Genomic DNA, 17,233 nt, shown 5'->3' with positions numbered 1-17,233 from the left:
TCTTGTTTCGTAGCTAAGCCGGGCGATTTTATATGAAACGCGACCTCGTTCCGTTCGAGCGCGCGGCCTGTTGGGGCGAATAATTGTTCGCCCTAGGCCCGAGAGCTGGCGGACTAGGGGCGGGCTTTGCGCCCTCCCTTCAGGGCTTTCAGACCATCTCCCAGATTCAGGCTCGTCACCCATCACTCGTCACCCATCACGAAATCACCACCAGATCCTCCGGGGTGATGTTGAGGGATTCCAGCCCGTCGGGAGTGACCACGTAGGTGTTTTCAAATCCGGCGATGCCCACGCCGGGGATGGCCCACTTGGGCTCGAAGGCGAGGGTCATGCCCTCCTGCAAGACCATCTTCTGACCCCGGGCGATGAAGGGAAATTCGTCCACTTCCAGGCCCAGTCCGTGGGCGAGAAAGGAGACGCCGCTGCCGCCGGGCCCCATGAAGTTCTCCAGCCGGCCCGCCTTCTTCACCAACTCCAAGGCGGCATCGTAGAGCTCGCCCGTGACCGCCCCGGGCTTGGCGTTTTCCTTCAGCCACTGGTGAAGGTCCCGGCAAAGGTCGTAGGTCTCCCGGAGTTGCGGATGGGGCTCTCCCAGGCTGAAGTTTCGCGTCTGGTCGTTCAGGTAGCCGTGTCGGTTCATCATGGTGTCCACGCTGATGAGGTCCCCGCGCTTCAGGGCCCGCGCACCGGAACCCTGACCGAAGGCCGGGCTGACGCCGGGGCCTCCCGTGGGGGAGTCGGCGTAGGAGGGGGTGGCCGCTTCCGGTCCGGAAAGAATATGGCCGAAGAAGATCTCCAGGTTGAATGCCCGAACTCTGGAGAAGCCCAAGTGTCCGTGGAGAAGGGCCACCCGCTGCAGCTCCGCCATGAGGTCCCATTCACTCATCCCCTCCCGGACGAGGTTGGGAACAGCCCGGGCCACGGCGTGGGAAATCCGGGCCGCTTCGCGCATCATGGAAAGCTCCCAGGCCGACTTGACCATGCGGACCTGGCGGATGAGGCCGCCCACGTCCACCAGGTGGTCCTTGGGAAAGAGTTTCTCATCGAAGAAGAAGAAGGTGGCCGCCGGCAGGACGTCCAGTTCCAGACCCAGGGTGCGCGGGGCGGGCGCGCCCACGGCCTCGTCCACCAGGGCGGGAAGCTCCTTGAGGTTCCCCAGGGGAACGATGGGGCGAAGCGGCGACTGCTCTTCGGCCCGCCGCACGTCCCTCCGTACGGCGAAGACCGGTTTTCCTTCAGCGGGCACGATGAGGTATCCGTCCTGGACCGTTCCCGTGAAGTAGTAGAGATCGGTGTTCTGGCGAATGACGGCGCCCTGAACCTCGAGTTTTTTCAACCCGGCCTGAAAGGTCACGAGACGTCCGGCGATCTCTTCCGACGGCACGATCCGCATGGGCCTCCCTCCTTATGCCCTTTGGTCTGCATCCCGAATGAACGAGCGCAACAGATCCCCAGAAAGATCCGACAAGGCCGGTACGGCACGGTCCGCCGGCCCCAGAGCCTCCACGGGGAACGAATGGGCCACGGCCACCACGAAGAGCCCGGCCGCCTTGGCGGCTTCGATGCCCGTGGGCGTGTCCTCGATCACCAGGCATCCCTCCGGCGGGCCCGAGGCGATGTTCGGCAGGTAGCCCCGGTCCCGCAGGAGCCGGACGGCCAGGATGTAGCTTTCCGGATCGGGTTTGCTGCGGGCCACGTCGTCCGCCGTCACGATCACGGGAAAGGATTGCTTGAGTCCCAGCACATCCAGCATGAGCAGGATCTCCTCTCGGGCGGACCCGGAAGCGATGGCCAGCGGCACCTCCTCCCGAACCAGCTCCTGCACCAGCCGGTGCACGCCGGGAAAAGGTCGGAGCTCTTTGGACACGATCCTCTTGAAGGCCCCTTGCTTTTCGTAGATCAGGCGCTCGAACAGGTCCGCGGGAAGGGGGCGCCCGGCATCCTCGAAGATGGCCCGAAAGGCGTCCCGGTCGTCGAAGCCGATGTAGCGCTCCACGTACACGTCGTAATCGTGTTGAAGGTGGAAGGGGGCCAGGGTCTCCATGAAGGCCTTGTAATGGAGAGGTTCGGAATCCACCACCACGCCGTCGAAATCGAAAATGACGGCCTGCAAAGGATGGAGGCGGGAGGGCACGGGGTCATCTCCTTTCGTCTTGGAAAAGGGTCACGAGCGGATGGAGTCCCGATGATACCAAAACGGCGGGATTTTGCAATTTGACTGCGTGAACCGGGGGACGGGTGATGGGTGACGGGTGATGGGTGATGAGGGATGGGAGGAGCAGGTCGGGGCGGGCTTTACGCCCGCCCGCCGGAACCGCACCATGGAAAAGAATCGCTCAACTCACAGATATTACCAGATTTCCGCGCTCAGGCGGGATTCCAGAATACTTCTTTCTTCCCCCGTGAGGGTTCCCAGACGCTGTTCCAGCCACGCGACGTCTCCGGAAAGGATGGCGCACTTTTCCGCCGTGGTCAGCCGGTCGGGCAGGGCCCGGGGGCCGTCCTCCAGGAGCGCGCGGGCCCTTTCCGGGTCGCGGGCCGCCTGGGTCAGCACCCGTTCCACCTCATAGGGGTGCACGACGGGGTCGGCGCCGAAGGGATGCCCCTTGCGCAGGCCCACGGCCTGAACCACCGCTTCGATGATCTGGCGCGGTGTGAAGGGCTTTTCCAGGTAGTTGGCCGCGCCCGATTTCATGGCGTCCACAGCCGAATCCACGGAACCGTACCCGGTGATTACGATCACCGGAACGTGGGGCTTGTTCTCTTTGATCCGGCGCAGCACGTCGAGACCGTTCAGTTCGGGCATCCGGATGTCCGTGAGAACTACGTCGTAGTTGCGGCGAAGAGCCCGGTCCAACCCCTGGCGTCCGTCCCGGGACAGGTCCACGGAAAAGTTTTCGCCTCTCAGGATGGAAGCGATGGAATCCAACACGATGCTTTCGTCGTCGATCACAAGGGCGTTCAACATGGCGTTTCTCCTTTCTTTCAGGCCCGAAGGCGCTCATCTCGTCCCTATTGGCATTGGACGGGACCCGTCGGCCCCGTGTGGTGCCCGAACACCAAGGCACGATGCGTGCCAGGCTTCGTCGAATCGCAAAAATGAGCCCTTGGGAGCTCACGGGGCCGGGGACGCAAAGGGCTGCGGAAACTTCCGGGGATGGCGAGAAAACTCTGTGGTGTCCGCATGTTGTGGAAGTGGCGAAGGCCGCGGCGGCCGGGTCGGTGCCCTTCTCGGCGCTCGCACGGAAGGGTCTCGCCGGGTCCGGTCTTTCATGGATGGCAGGGCGGCTTCCTGGATCTGACCGCCGGAGGAGGTGAGGCGAAAAACCACAGTCCGGGCCTCCGAGGGGCCGTTTTGGGGGCCGAAAGAAAGGTGGGATCGGTCCGGAGGGGTATCTGTGGGAAAAGACCACAGGTGTGGCGAACCGCCTCGGTCACGGGCGCCCGAGAGGTTTCAGCCCGTATTTCTTGATCTTCTTGTGCAGCGTGGTGCGATCGATTTCCAGAACCCGGGCCGTCTGGGAGATGTTCCAGTGGAACCGTTCCAGCATCTTTTGAATGTGGCGCCGCTCCACTTCCCGAAGGCTCCGCGGTTCGGAATCCGGCTCCGAAGGAGGCTTTTCCCGGATGGGCTCACCGAAGGGAAGGTGCCAGTCTTCCAGGGTGGGACCGGCGTGGAGGGCCACCGCCCGGGCCACGGTGTTTTCCAGCTCACGCACGTTTCCGGGCCAGGAATAGGCCCGCATCCGTTCCACTGCGGCCGGCGAGATCCGCCGGAAGTCCCGACCGTATTCGTCGCTGAACCTCTTCATGAAGGCGGCGGCCAGCAGCGGCACGTCTTCGATTCTTTCCCGCAAGGGCGGAAGGTGCAGATGGACCACGTTCAGGCGGTAGAGCAGATCGCTTCGAAAGCGGCCCTGCTCCACTTCCCGCCAAAGATTTCGGTTGGTGGCCGCCACCAGGCGCACGTCCACGGAAACGGTTTCCGTGCCTCCCAGCCGCTGGAAGGATCTTTCCTGGAGGACCCGCAGGAGTTTGACCTGGATCCCCGGCGAGAGCTCCCCCACCTCGTCCAGGAAGAGCGTGCCGCCGTCCGCCTGTTCGAACCGGCCCTGCTTCAGGCGCTCGGCGCCGGTGAAGGCCCCTTTTTCGTAGCCGAAGAGTTCGCTTTCCAGGAGGTTTTCCGGGATGGCGCTGCAGCTTACGGCCACGAAAGGCCCGAAACGTCGGAGACTTTGGCTGTGAATGGCTCGAGCCACCAGCTCCTTTCCCGTGCCGGTCTCGCCCGTGATGAGCACCGTGGCGTTGGTGTCCGCCACCCGCCGGATCAGTTCGAAGATGCGCTGCATGGGAGCGCTTCTGCCGATGATATTGTGGAAGCGAACCGGCGTGCCGGGCGGTGGGGATTCCTCCGGGGTTCGGGCCACCTGTCGGCGGCGGTTGAGGACGGCGCGAAGGGCCGTAGAGAGCTTTTCGGGGTCCACCGGTTTGACGATGTAGTCGTAGGCGCCTTCCTTCATGGCCGCCACCGACGAGTCGATGGTGGCGTAGCCCGTCATCATGAAAACCACCGTATGAGGGGCCGTGCTTTTGATCTGCTTGAGAAGCTGGATTCCGTCGCCGCCCGGGATGCGGAGGTCGAGAAGAACCACGTCCCAGGATGATTCATGGAAGAGCTGAAGGGCCGATGGGGCGTCCTGGGCCGAGTCCACCACGTAGCCGTCTTCTTCGAGCCATTGGGAAAGGGCAAGGCGCACGTGGAGGTCGTCGTCCACGATGAGGATTTTGAAGCGGTCTTCTGAAGTCGTTTCGGTCATGGGACCGGCCTCCTATGAACTTGCATCACAATCAGCCCGCGACAACAAAGGACGAGACGCGCCCCCGGGGAGCTTGTCCGGCAACGGCTCTTGGCTCAAGATGGCGCGGAATTGCATTTCCTTCGTAGCCGCGGGGCTTCAGCCCCGCGGGAAGGGGTCATCGCAACCCCATGAGGTGACGGGCAACACCCGGTGGCCCATCCGACGTTCGTGGATTCCTCCGCAGCCGCAAAGGGCTGCGCTACGAAAAAAGAGGTTATCCTTAACGTTTTCAGGCAACCTCGCAGGAGCGTGTCTGAAAATGGCTCATTTGCCCTTTCCAACGTCCAGCCGTCATCCCCGCGAAAGCGGGGATCCAGAATTTCCAATAGGTTATGGACTCCCGCTTGCGCGGGAGTGACGGTTGGCGGGAGTTCTCGGACAGCCTCCTAGGAGCCTGTCCGACAATGGCTCTCCGAGACATGAGCCCCGGCTATGGCGCCTCTTTTCGTAGCCGCGGGGCTTTAGCCCCGCGGGAAAGGGCCTTCGCAACTCCATGAAACGACAAGAAATGCGCGATGGCCCATCCAACATTCGGGGGTTCTTCCGCAGCCCTAAAGGGCTGCGCTACGAGAAAAAAGATCATCCACGACGTTTTCGGACAGCCTCCCAGGAAACGGGCCGCTGTGGGGGTTCCTTCAAAAGGAACCACAGGACGAACCGGGAACCTGCATCGCCCGTGGATTCCAGGTGGAGGTCGCCGCCGTGAAGGCGGGCCGCCGCGCGCGCCACGTACAGACCCAGGCCCAAGTGTTCTCCGGCGGCTTTGGTTGTAAAAAAGGGTTCAAAGATCCGCTCGGTCAGATGCCCGGGAACTCCCGATCCCGAGTCTTCCACCAGGATCCGGGCGATGCCCTCGCTGGTGCAAAGCCGGACTGCGATCCGCGGAGGACGCTCCGGAAGGGCCTCCAGGGCGGCCTCCAAGGCGTTGGCCGCCAGGGCCCTCAGGGCTTGGGACAAAAGGCCGGGGCAGGCCTGGGTCGCCACCGGTTCGCCGGGGAGATCCATCTTAATCGCCGGGGAGGTGCGGACCGAGTTTTCCCGGAGGGGAGGCGGGTCCGCCAGGGCCTTTTCCACCAGGGCGACCAAGTCCGTCGACTCCCAGGCCAAGGGGGCCTTGGGAAGGAAATCCAGAAGAGCCTTGGCCAGGACCGCCGACCGCTGGGCGCTCACTTCCAGCTGAGCCATCAATTCCGAAAACCCCCGAGGGAGAGATTCCATCTCGGAAACTTTTCTTGCGGCCAGTTTGGAAAAGGTGAGGACGCCCGTGAGGGCGTTGTTGATTTCGTGCACCAAGGGCCGGGAGATGGCGATGGTGTGTTCCTGAAAAGTTGCGGCGGTTCCGTCTTTCATGGGATACTCCCGGCTTGGGTTCATCCACGCCCCGCGGAGGCGCTTCGGCCGCGAGGCTCGGGCGCCCGTAAGCATACCATCGCGAGCCTTCGAGCGTAAGGGGGAGTGGGGGGCACGGGATAAGGGATATGGGGTATGGGGTGAGACATGTGTGGGGGCAAGGCGTTGAAGTAGGGGCGGGCTTTTAGCCCGCCCGTAGGGGTCGCCTCATGGGAGGCCGTCATCCAATCCGGCTGGGAGAAAACCTTTCGTGCAACTCTTGAAAAAGACAAGAACCAAGCTCATCGTGAGCTTCCTGGGTGTTTCCTTCCTGGTAGGCGTGACGTCCCTGATCGTGGGGGCTCACCTGCTGTACCAGGCCTACGTGGGCGAGGTGTCCGGGCGGATCGAAACGGACTTGAACGCCGCGCGCCTCATGGTGGACGAGCAGGTGCACCAGGTGCAGCTGGGTCTGGAAGCGGCTCTGGCCGGTACGGGTTGGAGCGGCTCCGCGGAAGAGGACCAACCGGCCCGGCTGCTGCGCCTTTTGGAAAACCTGGCCCGGGCGGCCGGTCTGGACCTGTGCGGCATGGTGGATGGGAACGGTCGGGTGGTGGCTCGGATCGGTCCCGATCCATTTCCCGTTTCAGCCGACTACGGCCATCATCCCTTCGTGGGCCCGGCGCTCCGAGACCAAACTGAGGTGGCCGGCGCCGTGGTCCTTCCCGCCAAGTGGCTGGCCCAAGAAAACCCGGTTCTCGCCCATCGGGCGCGGGTTCCCGTCGTGTCCATTCCACAGGAGGGGCGGGCGGAACCGAACGGGGAGCCGTTCGTGGAAGAAGGGGTGCTCTTGGGGGCGGCCGTCCCCGTCTTTCGAGGTGGTTCCTTCGTGGGAGTGGCCTACGGGGCCGTTCTGGTCAACGGCAACACCAACCTGGTGGACCGTATCCGGGACACGGTCTTTCGCCGGGACAAAGGGGAAGGGCCCGAAGGGACGGTGACCATCTTCCTCCGGGATCTTCGCATCGCCACCAACGTGACCCTGCCCGACGGGGCCCGGGCTCATGGGACCCGGGCTCAGGCGGAAGTGGCTCGGCGTGTGCTGCAGGAAGGGCGGCGCTGGGTGGGCCGCGCCCAGGTGGTGAGCGACTGGTTCATGACGTCCTATGAGCCCCTGGTGGATGCCGTGACGGGAGAGAGGATCGGGATGCTCTACGTGGGGATTCCCGAAAGACCCTACGTGGATGTGAGAAACAGGGCCCTGTTCACCTTCTTCGCCATGAGTCTTCTCGGGATCACCACGGCCATCGTGGTGGGGTCCGTGTTGGAGCGAAAGATCATGTGGCCGGTGCATCAGCTCATCGAAGCCGCCCGGCAGGTCAGCCAGGGGGATCTTTCCCCCAAGATCGAGCCCGTTTCCGAGTCCGAGCTGGGAGTGCTTCAGAAGACCTTCAAGGACATGCTGGCGTCCATTCGGGAGCGGGAGAACCGGCAGCGCCAGGAAACGGAAGACAAGCTCTTTCGAGCCCAGAAACAGGCGAGCGTGGGGCGTCTGGCGGCCGGCGTGGCCCATGAAATCAATAACCCGCTGACGGGCGTTCTCACCTTCAGCCACCTCCTCATGAATCGCGAGGATCTGCCGGAGGACGTGCGCGACGGCCTTAAGACCATCGCCGACGCCACCGAACGGGTCCGAAAGATCGTGAAGGGCCTGCTCGATTTTTCCCGCCAGACGGCTCTCCATCCGGAACCGACGGATATCAATCACTTGGTTCGTTCCACCGTGGCCTTGATGGAAAACCAGGCCCTGATCAAGGGAGTGGAGTTGAACTGTCTCCTTGCCGAGTCGCTCCCCCCGCTGGTGGTGGATCCGGAGCAGATGCGCGGGGTCTTCATGAATCTTCTCATCAACGCCCTGGACGCCACCGAGGCCGGCGGGACCATTACGGTGTCGAGCCGCACGGAGAGTCGCCCCGACCGCGACGGAAGGGAAAGGCCGGGGGTGAGCGTGAGCGTGCTGGACACCGGCTGCGGCATTCCGGAGGAACACATGGGCAAGCTCTTCGATCCCTTCTTCACCACCAAGGAGGTGGGGAAGGGAACGGGTCTGGGCCTGTCGGTTTCCTACGGGATCGTGGCGCGGCACGGAGGCCGGATCTTTGTCAACAGCGCCCCCGGTAGGGGGAGCACCTTTACCGTGTGGCTGCCTCTGGAACGGGATGATGACCGTGAATGAAAAGGCGATGATTTTGGTGGTGGACGACGATCCCATCGTGCTTCAAAGCTGCCGGATGGTCCTGGAGGGAGAGGGCTACGGGGTGGTGCTCGCTTCCTCGGTGGACGAGGCGCTGGAGATCCTTCCCGGCCGGAGCTTCCGGGCGATCCTGGTGGACCTCAAAATGCCCCGCCGGGATGGCATGCACCTGGTCGAACGGGTCCTGAAGGAACGCCCGGATCTTCCCATCGTGATGATGACGGGCTTTTCCACACCGGAAACCATCCGGGAGGGCTACCGCAAGGGAGCCTCCGTCCTGCTTCCCAAGCCCTTCACGCCCGACGAGTTGCTGGGTGCTCTGGCCAAGGCCCTGAATAAGAAATAAGTCTCTGTTTTTAGAAGCATTTTGGGAAAATACCGCCGAAATCTGCCCCCAAAATGCCCCCAAAGCCGATTTTGAAGAGTGTCTGGAGTGTAGTGTAATAGATTGAATTTGCAGGATAAATTGGTGCCCCCGGCAGGATTCGAACCTGCGACACCAGGATTAGGAATCCTGTGCTCTATCCTCCTGAGCTACGGGGGCCGGGACGAGAAAAAGCAGACCGTCCATATCACAGCCGCACGGTCGTGTCAATCGCCGCAAGGACACGCGGAGGTTCAAAGGAACATGGAACGGGGCCCCATGGAAGAAAACAAGTCCACGGGAACCCGGAGCGCGGAGCCGCTCCGGGCCTTCGTAAAAGAGGTGCTTTCCCGGCATCCCTCCTTCGCTTCCAACCCTCTGGGCGATTGGAAGGACTTGGTGGGGGAGCCCGTGGCCCGGCATACGGTTCCAAGGTCCCTCAAGAACGGGCGCCTGGTCATCGTGGCTCGGGACGGCGTGTGGAAACACCACCTGGAGATCAACAAGGAAGCTTTGCGCGAGAGGATCAATGCCCTGTGGGGGAAGGTGGTGGTCCGGGAGATCTCCATACGGGTGGGCGAAGTGGAGGATCTAAATCCCGAGCTGGATGCCAACTACCGGCGGCTGCAAAAACTCCAGTCCAAGAGGCGCACCCGGCGCCGGAAAAAGCCGACCCTTCGGCCTCTGACCCATGAGGAGGAGAAGCTGCTGCAGTCCCTTTCCGACCCGGAACTTCGGAAGCTGGGAGAGAAGCTGCTCCGGCTCGTTCCCGCCGATCACGATCCCGAGTCGGAATGACGGACGAATTCCCCGTGTGGGAGCGCCGAAAGGCGCGACAGCCCGAATTCGCCGCATTCGCTTCTCCCGTGAGGGACGGGAACGATTCCCCCCCCGTACCCAGGTTCCCATGATGGGGGTAGCGAACGGTAGGGGCGAAAGATCTTTCGCCTCTGCGCACGGCGTTTTCCGGGATCCCCCGCTTGTTTAGAGGGCTGGTTCGCCGCCCCGTCATCTTTGGCGGAAATAGGCATGAACCTTTTCCGCCAGGGGGCGCGGCAGGCCGGGCACGCGGGCCAGCTCTTCCACACCGGCGCGGCGTATGGCTTCCACATCGCCGAAGTGCTGGAGCAGGGTCTGTCTTCTCTTGGGGCCCACGCCGGGGATGCGGTCCAGTTCCGAGGACAGGAGCTCTTGGTGGTGGCGACGGTGGTAGCCGGAGACGGCGTAGCGGTGCGCCTCGTCGCGGATCCTTTGCAAAAGATGGAGCACCTCCGGATGGCGGGTCAGGAAGAGAGGGTTCTTTCGTTCCGGTAGATACACCTTCTCGTAGAGGCCCCGGCCTTCTTCGCCCAGGTCCTTTTCCCTTTCCTTGGCAAAGGCCGCCACCGGAAGCCGGTCCTTCCACCCCTTTTCGTCCAGCAGGGCCAGGATGCGGTTCAGCTGCCCCTTGCCGCCATCAAGCAGGAGCAGGTCCAGACGATGCGCCAGCGGCTTCTCCTTTTCCAAGAGCCGTTCCACGGTTTCCGCCATCATGGCCGGGTCGTCCGGTTCCATCTTGGTGCGGATCCGGAACCGGCGATAATCCCCGTGGCGGGGGTGGCCGCCGGCAAAGACCACCACGGAACCCACGGCATGGCGGCCCTGCATGTTGGAGATGTCCACGCAGGCTATGGTGTGCGGTAATCGGGGCAGGCGAAGCAGGTCCTGAAGCGCCTCCAAGACGGCCGACAGGTCGGTGGCCTCCCCGGAGCGGGCCTTGGCTCGCTCCTCGGCGTTCCGTTGGGCCAGATCCAGCAGGGCCCGGCGGCTTCCCCTTTGGGCCGCCCAGAGGCGGACCTTGCGCCCGGCCGTATCGGAGAGCCACTCACCGAGGACCTCATGGCCGGAAGGAAGCATCGGAACCAGGATCTCGCGGGGAATGAGCCTCCCGTCGGCGTAGAACTGCTGGAGAAAGGCCCCCAGAAGTTCCTCCGGGCCTTCCGATGGATCGCGGAAGGAGTAGCCGCGTTGTCCCACGATGGCGCCATGCCGGACGAAAAGGAGGACGATTTCCGCGGAATCCTCCTGAAAGTGCAGGCCCACCACGTCCTGGTCCTCCAGGCGGTCGGACACCACCACCTGGGCTTCCAGCATTTCCTCCACCGCCCGGAGTCGATCCCTGTAGAGGGCGGCCCGTTCGAAATCCAGAGCCTCCGAGGCCTCCCGCATGCCCGCCCGCAATTTTTCCTGGAGTCGATCCGTCTTGCCCCGCAGGAAAAGGACCACCTCGTCCACCACCCGCCCATATTCCTGTTCCGTCACCTTGCCGGCGCACGCTCCCAGACACCGGCCCAAGGAATGATTGAGGCAGGGCCTTTTCCTGGGCACCAGCTTCTTGGACTTGCATTGGCGGAGCGGGAAGATGCGGTTGAGCACCTTCAGGGTTTCCCGAAGGGAATGGGCCGAGTGGTAGGGACCGAAATAGAGGGCTCCGTCCTTTTGGAACCGGCGCACGATCTGGAGCCTCGGAAAGGGTTCGCGCGGATCGAGGCGCAAAGCCGGGTAGTTCTTGTCGTCCCGGAGGATCACGTTGTAGCGCGGCCGATGCCGCTTGATGAGGCTCGATTCCAGAAGGAGCGCTTCCTTTTCCGTTCGGGTCACCACGAAATCCAAGTCGGAAGCCCGGCGGACCAGGGCCTTGGTCTTGAGGGGAAGAGTGTGTTCCGGTCGGAAGTAGCTGGCTACCCGCTTTCGCAGGTCGCGGGCCTTCCCCACGTAGAGCACCTGTCCCGTGGGGGCTTTGAAGAGGTACACGCCGGGAAGATGCGGAATGGTCTCGAGATCTACCCACAGGCGCTGTTCATCGGCCCCGTCATTGGGAAGACTCCTTGATTCCTGCGGCTGAAGCTCTTTGTCTTTCCTGTCGAGTTCGTGTTCTTTCATTCCCGGTCTGTCCTGAAGAGTTGGGAGCGGATCTTTGCCATGCCGGAACCGTGGCGCCGCATCTATAACACTTCCAGGGGGATTCGGAGAAGGGGAGGGGAGTGATGAGTGACGAGTGATGAGTGATGAGTGATGAGTGATGAGTGATGAGTGATGGGGGATGGGGGATGGGGGATGGGCGGGGTGGTGTTGGAGACTTTCCCCTTATAAAAGAAGGTGCGGGGGATTTTTGGCGGCCGGGGAAAAGGCTGGACAGGAAAAATCTTTTTTGGTAGAAGGGCTCCGTCGGTCGGGACGTGGCTCAGTTTGGTAGAGCGCTGCGTTCGGGACGCAGAGGTCGCTGGTTCAAATCCAGTCGTCCCGACCAGAAGCCGCTAAAAAACCGCCCGGGAAACCGGGCGTTTTTTCTTATGGTTCCAGGGCGAACCTTCCGCTTCTCAAGGGTGCATTGCGCTCTTCGTTGTCGCGGCCTGCCCGTGATGGGGGTTCCTATGCCCCGAACCGGCAAGCAGGCGGCTCCCCCCGGCGGTTTCGACGCCGCCTCAACCCTCAACCCCTAGCCCTTAACACCTAACCACTTTTTTTGCATCCAGAAGCTCCCGGACCTTGCGGGCCAACTGATGCGGGGAGAAGGGCTTGGGGAGGAGCTCCACGTCACGGCCGAGAACACCATGGCGGGCGAGACGGTCGTCCGGATACGCGGACATGAAAAGCACCGGGATGCCCGGGCAGATTTCCGCCATGCGTCGGGCGAGCTCCGGACCGTCCATGCCGGGCATGACCACGTCGGTGAGCAGGAGATCAAAGGAGCCGTCCCGGCTGCAGATTTCCAGGGCCTCGGCCCCCGAGGCCGCCACCTGCACCCGGTACCCGTAGGTTTCCAGGGTCTCCGCCGCCATGGTGCGCACCAGCTCCTCGTCTTCCACCACCAGGATGCGTTCGGTGCCGGCGACGGCGTGGGGCGTCTCCGGTTGCGAGTCCGCCGGGACGTGCTCGGCTGCTCCCACCTGTCTGGGAAGATAAACGGAAAAGGTGGTCCCTCGACCCGGCGTGCTGTCCACCAGGATGAACCCTCCCAACTGTTTCACCACGCCGTACACGGTGGCAAGTCCCAGGCCTGTTCCCACCCCGGCGGGCTTGGTGGTGAAAAAGGGCTCGAAAACCTTGTCCCGGATGGCCGGGTCCATGCCGTGGCCCGTGTCCGCCACCTTGAGACTGACATATTCTCCCGGCGGCACAACCACGGAATCGTGGCGGAGGGGATGTTCCAGCTTCAGGTTGGCGGTCTCCAGGGTCAGGAGGCCGCCTTCGGGCATGGCGTCCCGGGCGTTCACGGCCAGGTTCATGATCACCTGATCCAGGTGGACCGGATCGGCCTTGACGGGCCAGAGCCCGGGTGCGAGCGTCACTTGGAGGCGGATGTCCTCTCCGATGAGCCTTTCCAGCATTTTCCGCAGGTTCTCCAGGACGGCGTTGAGATCCACCGATCGAAGCTGCAAGACCTGTTTTCGGCTGAAGGCCAAGAGTTGACCCGTTAGTTGGGAAGCCCTCTGGGCCATCTTCTTGATTTCGGACACCTTTTTCGCTTCGTCCGGGTTTAGGGAGGAACGAAGAAGCAGGAGATCACAGTAGCCCAGGATAACCGTGAGGACGTTGTTGAAATCGTGGGCCACTCCGCCGGCCAGGCGCCCGATGGCCTCCATCTTTTGCGCCTGCACCAGCTGTCCCTGCAGTTCCACTTCCTGGGTGATATCGCGCCCGCACTGGATGACCCCCAAGAGATTTCCCTGTTCATCGCGGAGGCGTGCCGCCACGACGCTCACGTGCCGCCAGCCGCCCGGCATCTGAAAGCGGCTGATGGTCTGAATTCCTTCAGGATGCAACGGATAGCGGCGAATGCCTCTTGGAGCATATCTTTTTTCAACCTCTACCGGATCCATCTCCAGCAGGAGAAGCGCCGGGATCACGGGGGGCTTGCCTCCGAAGAGATTGGAAAAATCGGGAGGGGTGCCGATCACGTCCTCTTTGGAAATGCCGATGAGCTCTTCGCTGGCCTTGTTCCAGAAAATGACCTTTCCATCCACATCCACCAGAAAGAGGGCGATGGGCGTGCTGTCCAGCACCCTCTCCAGGTGTTTTCGTTGTGCTTCGATGGCTTTCTCCATGGCCTTTTTTTCGGTGACATCCCGGATGCTGGCCAACATCCGTGCATCCCCTTCCTGGAAGATGAGACTGAGCTGGACTTCCGCATCGAAAAGGGACCCGTCCGGTCTCTGGTGAACCCATTCAAATCTCTGGGGATATCCCGGAAGGGCAGATTCGAAGAGGACGGAGGCTTTTTCGTCGGACGGGGCGCCGTCGGGCTGCCGGGGCGGGGAGAGATCGCCGGGGCGTCGCCCCACCAGGTTTTCCCGGGAGGCTCGAAAAAGATCCTGAGCCGCCTGGTTGCATTCCTGGATGCGACCGTCCTCGTTGATCACCAGCAAGGCGTCGGTGGCCTTTTGAAACAAGGCCTGGTAGCGGTGTTCCGTTTCAAGCAGGGCGCTCTGGAATGCTTTCTGTTGCCGCAGAGCCTGCTCCAGATGGCCGTGGGAGGTTTTGAGATCCTGAGTCCTGAGGCGTACCTGGCGTTTGAGAAAAAGGGCCGCAGAGCCCAACAGGAGGAGGGACAGGATCGTGGCCCCCACCGTTATCTTGACGGTTCTTGTCCAGGCGGGAGGGGGTGCGGTCACATGGAGCCACCGGGTGACGGCCTGATGGTAGACGGAATTCTCTTCCTGCTTCCAGTTTTTTAAGTACCGGTCCAGGGTCTCCAGGGCGGTGCGGCTCGTGCCCGGGTGCCCCCCGTAGCGGATCTCGATGGGGTTGAAGACAATGGGCGTGCTTTCAACGCTGAACCGATGGCTGTTGGTCTGGCCATAGATCCGGTTGACCACTCCGGCATGGGCTTTGCCTTCTCCCACGCTCCACAAAACCTGATCGTAGGTTTCGTAAGGAGCAAACTTTGCCTTGATCGGGAATTTGCTGAGGAGAGCCTGGAGGGCTTGCATGTGGATGTCCTGATCCTTGACGGCGATGATCTTGCCTTCCAGATCCAGAATGCCCGAGACCTTCTCGCCTTTGCGGGAGTACACAACGCCCCAGTTGGTGAGCACCGTTTCGCTGGAAAAGAGAAACGCTCGACTTCGTTCCTCCGAATATGCGATGACGGGGAGGATGTCCGCCGCGCCGGAACGCAGTTCTTCGAGACACTGCGCCCAGGAGGCTTCGCGGTATTGAAGCTGCCACCCTTCGGCCTGGGCCACGGCTTCCAGCAGCTCCACGAAGAGGCCGGAGGCTCGTCTGTCGGCATCCAGTCCGACCAGTGGAGGGTTTTCGTAGAGGCACACCTTGTAGAGTTTCTGAGCCGCCAGGAGAGAAACCGGATGGGTTGCCAGCGCCAAGAAGGTAAGGAATAGGCCCAGCAAGATCCTCATGGGGAAGACCTCTCATCAGAGGTGGAAAACAATGATGCTTTCGTTGGAAAACTAGGTTCAATTTAGGCGTTCCTTGCCGGCTGATCAAGGCAAAGACCGACCATGGCTCAGTTGATTCTCACCATCGGCAAGGACGGCATCGCCCTTGCCGCCGACGGGCGGGCCGTTGGATTCCGCGAAAGCGGCGACCAGGAAATCGTAGCCGTCCGACGCATCTATCCGTTGTCAACCCACGGGGTGGTGTTGGTGGGCGGCGGGCCCATCGCGGCGGATCATATGGCCCGGTGGGCTGACGGACAGGGAACACGGCACGAGAGAACCTTGGATGATCGGGTGGCGGATGCGTTGGTCGAAATGACCCGGCTGGGTCCCACGTGGCAAAGGGAGGAGCCTGCCAATGGACCGTTCGCCATGGCCGTGGCTGGCTGGGAGATGAAGGGGGAACGGCGTATTCCGAAAGCCTATGCCTTGCGGCGAACGAAGGATGGGGCGGCCGCGGAGCCGATCCAGGACGCATGGACGTTTCCCCGGAGAAGAGTGCTGGAGGATCGCCTGAAAAGGCTGGTTCGGCGGGTAACTCCCCTTGCCGAGATTCTCCAAGAGATGCGTTCGGCCCTGAAGATCCTCACCTGGCTCAAGGAAGAAGTGGGGCCTCCCCACACCTTCGCCCTGCTCACCCACGACGGCTTTGTGGAGATCCTTTAGAGCTCCTTCCCATATATTGACCTGATGGGACCTTTTGGCATAAAAGCAAAGTAAGATTGACTTGCCATATGAGAGATTCCCGAATGCTCCGGGCCGAGAAGCGAGGGGGACGTTGAAGATCAGATGCGAAGGCTGCCGGGCCTCTTTCTCCATTCCGGACGACAAATTGCCGCCGGGCAAGGCCGTGCGTGTTGCCTGCCCCCGCTGCCAAAATGCCATCGTGGTGAAGAATTCCAAGCAGCCGGAAGGAACCTCCTTCGAAGAGCCGTCGTTGGTTCCTGATCACGACGATCTGGAAGAGGATCTCTTTTTGGATACTCTCCACGAAGGGGGGATGACGGCGCTTATCTGCACGGCTGAGCCCCAGCGGGCGGAGCGACTGGGGCAGCTCCTTTCGGAGCTGGGGTTTCGGGCCATTGCGGAGCCGGATCCCGACCGGGCCGTTCGGCGACTCCGTCACGGAGGTTATGAGCTTGTGGTCCTCGAAGAGCCGGCGGGGCCGGAAGACCGCGCCCACGTGCTGGTGGGATTTGTAAAAAACCTTCCCATGGCCCAAAGGAGGGAGTCCTTCTTTTGCCTCATCACGGACCGGGAACGGAGCATGGATTCCTTTGCCGCTTTTCGCCAGCAGGTGGACCTCATCATCCATCCCGCGGACCTGGAAAAGGCCAAAGTGCTCCTGGAACGGGAGATGAAAAGCCGCAAGAAGTTCTACCGCATGTTCCAAGAGGCCTTGAACGAAAGGGGGCGACTCTGATCGGCCAAGGATGGAAGAAATTGTTCAGGCGCAGAGGGGGCAACGGGCGCTCCAGGCACTTTCGGGCGCGCATCGAGAGCTGTGTGACGACCATCCTGGAGCTGGACCACAGGCTGGGAGAGGGAAAAATCCGCCCGGAGATCATCCAGCAGTTCCAGCGCCTGAAAGAGTCCCTCCGGCACGTGTCCGACGACACGGTGGACGAAAGCGATATTTTCCGCATTGAACAGGCAACCAACCAGCTCCTGAAAGAGATCCGTATGGCTTACGGGGACAAGGAGCCCATCAGCCTATTCACTGGAGACCCCCATTAAGACCTTGTCTCCATCCCCTTTCTTTGCGGCCATCACCCTGGGATTGGCGGGCGTGGGTGAACCCCGGCTCTACCCCACAGGTTCATTTGCCTTTATGAGGCTGTCCAACAATGTTCTTCCAGCTCGTGAGACAAGGGAATTCCCGTTTGCTTCGTAGGCGCGGGGCTTTAGCCCTGCGGGAACGTGCCGTCTTAACCTCATAACATCATAGGCGGTAAGCCCGATGGCCCATCCGAAGTTCGGGGGATCTTGC

At 62.1% G+C, this 17,233-nt stretch carries 13 protein-coding genes and 2 tRNA genes; 7 read left to right on the top strand and 8 right to left on the bottom strand.

What is annotated here, in order from left to right:
- Positions 1-196: 196 nt before the first annotated feature.
- From BUB04_RS03330 to BUB04_RS03310, 5 genes are all read right to left on the bottom strand, one after another.
- Positions 197-1,393 carry a M24 family metallopeptidase gene (locus BUB04_RS03330; RefSeq protein ID WP_073036930.1) on the bottom strand — a complete coding sequence of 399 codons (1,197 nt, stop codon included), beginning with the start codon at positions 1,391-1,393 and terminating at the stop codon, positions 197-199.
- 12 nt (positions 1,394-1,405) lie between these two features.
- Entirely contained in the window at positions 1,406-2,134 is a 729-nt protein-coding gene (locus tag BUB04_RS03325; protein ID WP_218588357.1) for an HAD family hydrolase, read from the bottom strand.
- A 216-nt stretch (positions 2,135-2,350) separates the two neighbouring features.
- A complete protein-coding gene (locus tag BUB04_RS03320) occupies positions 2,351-2,968 on the bottom strand; it encodes a response regulator (RefSeq protein ID WP_073036928.1) in 618 nt (205 codons plus the stop codon).
- A 466-nt stretch (positions 2,969-3,434) separates the two neighbouring features.
- The gene (locus BUB04_RS03315) at positions 3,435-4,817 is read right to left on the bottom strand and encodes a sigma-54-dependent transcriptional regulator (protein ID WP_073036927.1); all 1,383 of its coding nucleotides are present in this window, start codon (positions 4,815-4,817) and stop codon (positions 3,435-3,437) included.
- A 621-nt stretch (positions 4,818-5,438) separates the two neighbouring features.
- Entirely contained in the window at positions 5,439-6,209 is a 771-nt protein-coding gene (locus tag BUB04_RS03310) for a sensor histidine kinase (protein WP_073036925.1), read from the bottom strand.
- Positions 6,210-6,459: 250 nt separating this feature from the next.
- Between BUB04_RS03310 and BUB04_RS03305 the strand changes: the two genes are divergently transcribed.
- Positions 6,460-8,424 (top strand): sensor histidine kinase, encoded by a 1,965-nt coding sequence (locus tag BUB04_RS03305; protein ID WP_073036923.1) that lies wholly within the window; start codon positions 6,460-6,462, stop codon positions 8,422-8,424.
- Positions 8,417-8,788, top strand: a complete 372-nt coding sequence (locus BUB04_RS03300; protein WP_178371891.1) for a response regulator — start codon at positions 8,417-8,419, stop codon at positions 8,786-8,788. The genes BUB04_RS03305 and BUB04_RS03300 overlap by 8 nt, the downstream gene beginning before the upstream one ends.
- 121 nt (positions 8,789-8,909) lie before the next feature.
- Here the strand turns inward: BUB04_RS03300 and BUB04_RS03295 are convergent.
- A tRNA-Arg gene (locus tag BUB04_RS03295) sits at positions 8,910-8,986 on the bottom strand.
- A gap of 99 nt (positions 8,987-9,085) precedes the next feature.
- Between BUB04_RS03295 and BUB04_RS03290 the strand changes: the two genes are divergently transcribed.
- Positions 9,086-9,604 carry a DciA family protein gene (locus BUB04_RS03290; protein WP_178371890.1) on the top strand — a complete coding sequence of 173 codons (519 nt, stop codon included), beginning with the start codon at positions 9,086-9,088 and terminating at the stop codon, positions 9,602-9,604.
- A 210-nt stretch (positions 9,605-9,814) separates the two neighbouring features.
- Here BUB04_RS03290 and uvrC read toward each other — a convergent pair whose 3' ends face one another.
- On the bottom strand, positions 9,815-11,728 hold the full coding sequence (gene uvrC / locus BUB04_RS03285; protein ID WP_084076076.1) for an excinuclease ABC subunit UvrC: 1,914 nt from the start codon (positions 11,726-11,728) through the stop codon (positions 9,815-9,817).
- Between the two features lie 290 nt (positions 11,729-12,018).
- On the opposite strand from uvrC, the gene BUB04_RS03280 reads away from it, so the two are divergent.
- Positions 12,019-12,095, top strand: a tRNA-Pro gene (locus BUB04_RS03280).
- A gap of 196 nt (positions 12,096-12,291) precedes the next feature.
- Here the strand turns inward: BUB04_RS03280 and BUB04_RS03275 are convergent.
- Positions 12,292-15,204 (bottom strand): PAS domain S-box protein, encoded by a 2,913-nt coding sequence (locus BUB04_RS03275; RefSeq protein WP_073036920.1) that lies wholly within the window; start codon positions 15,202-15,204, stop codon positions 12,292-12,294.
- Positions 15,205-15,306: 102 nt separating this feature from the next.
- Between BUB04_RS03275 and BUB04_RS03270 the strand changes: the two genes are divergently transcribed.
- The 3 genes from BUB04_RS03270 to BUB04_RS03260 all read left to right on the top strand — a co-directional run bounded on the left by BUB04_RS03270 (position 15,307) and on the right by BUB04_RS03260 (position 16,980).
- Positions 15,307-15,909, top strand: coding sequence for an Ntn hydrolase family protein (locus BUB04_RS03270; RefSeq protein ID WP_073036918.1), 603 nt, complete (start codon positions 15,307-15,309; stop codon positions 15,907-15,909).
- Between the two features lie 112 nt (positions 15,910-16,021).
- Positions 16,022-16,666 (top strand): zinc-ribbon domain-containing protein, encoded by a 645-nt coding sequence (locus BUB04_RS03265; RefSeq protein WP_073036916.1) that lies wholly within the window; start codon positions 16,022-16,024, stop codon positions 16,664-16,666.
- A gap of 20 nt (positions 16,667-16,686) precedes the next feature.
- On the top strand, positions 16,687-16,980 hold the full coding sequence (locus BUB04_RS03260; RefSeq protein ID WP_073036914.1) for a hypothetical protein: 294 nt from the start codon (positions 16,687-16,689) through the stop codon (positions 16,978-16,980).
- Positions 16,981-17,233: the final 253 nt, after the last annotated feature.

Origin of the sequence: Desulfacinum infernum DSM 9756, from assembly GCF_900129305.1 — a bacterium.
In the GTDB taxonomy this organism is placed as follows: domain Bacteria; phylum Desulfobacterota; class Syntrophobacteria; order Syntrophobacterales; family DSM-9756; genus Desulfacinum; species Desulfacinum infernum.
This window is presented reverse-complemented; position numbering and strand designations above follow the sequence as displayed.

Excerpts from the sequence above, each read along its gene's own strand:
- BUB04_RS03330 (WP_073036930.1), bottom strand. The coding sequence starts at position 1,393 with ATGCGGATCGTGCCGTCGGAAGAGATCGCCGGACGTCTCGTGACCTTT.
- BUB04_RS03275 (WP_073036920.1), bottom strand. The coding sequence starts at position 15,204 with ATGAGGATCTTGCTGGGCCTATTCCTTACCTTCTTGGCGCTGGCAACC.
- uvrC (WP_084076076.1), bottom strand. The coding sequence starts at position 11,728 with ATGAAAGAACACGAACTCGACAGGAAAGACAAAGAGCTTCAGCCGCAG.
- BUB04_RS03310 (WP_073036925.1), bottom strand. The coding sequence starts at position 6,209 with ATGAAAGACGGAACCGCCGCAACTTTTCAGGAACACACCATCGCCATC.
- BUB04_RS03320 (WP_073036928.1), bottom strand. The coding sequence starts at position 2,968 with ATGTTGAACGCCCTTGTGATCGACGACGAAAGCATCGTGTTGGATTCC.
- BUB04_RS03270 (WP_073036918.1), top strand. The coding sequence starts at position 15,307 with ATGGCTCAGTTGATTCTCACCATCGGCAAGGACGGCATCGCCCTTGCC.
- BUB04_RS03315 (WP_073036927.1), bottom strand. The coding sequence starts at position 4,817 with ATGACCGAAACGACTTCAGAAGACCGCTTCAAAATCCTCATCGTGGAC.
- BUB04_RS03290 (WP_178371890.1), top strand. The coding sequence starts at position 9,086 with ATGGAAGAAAACAAGTCCACGGGAACCCGGAGCGCGGAGCCGCTCCGG.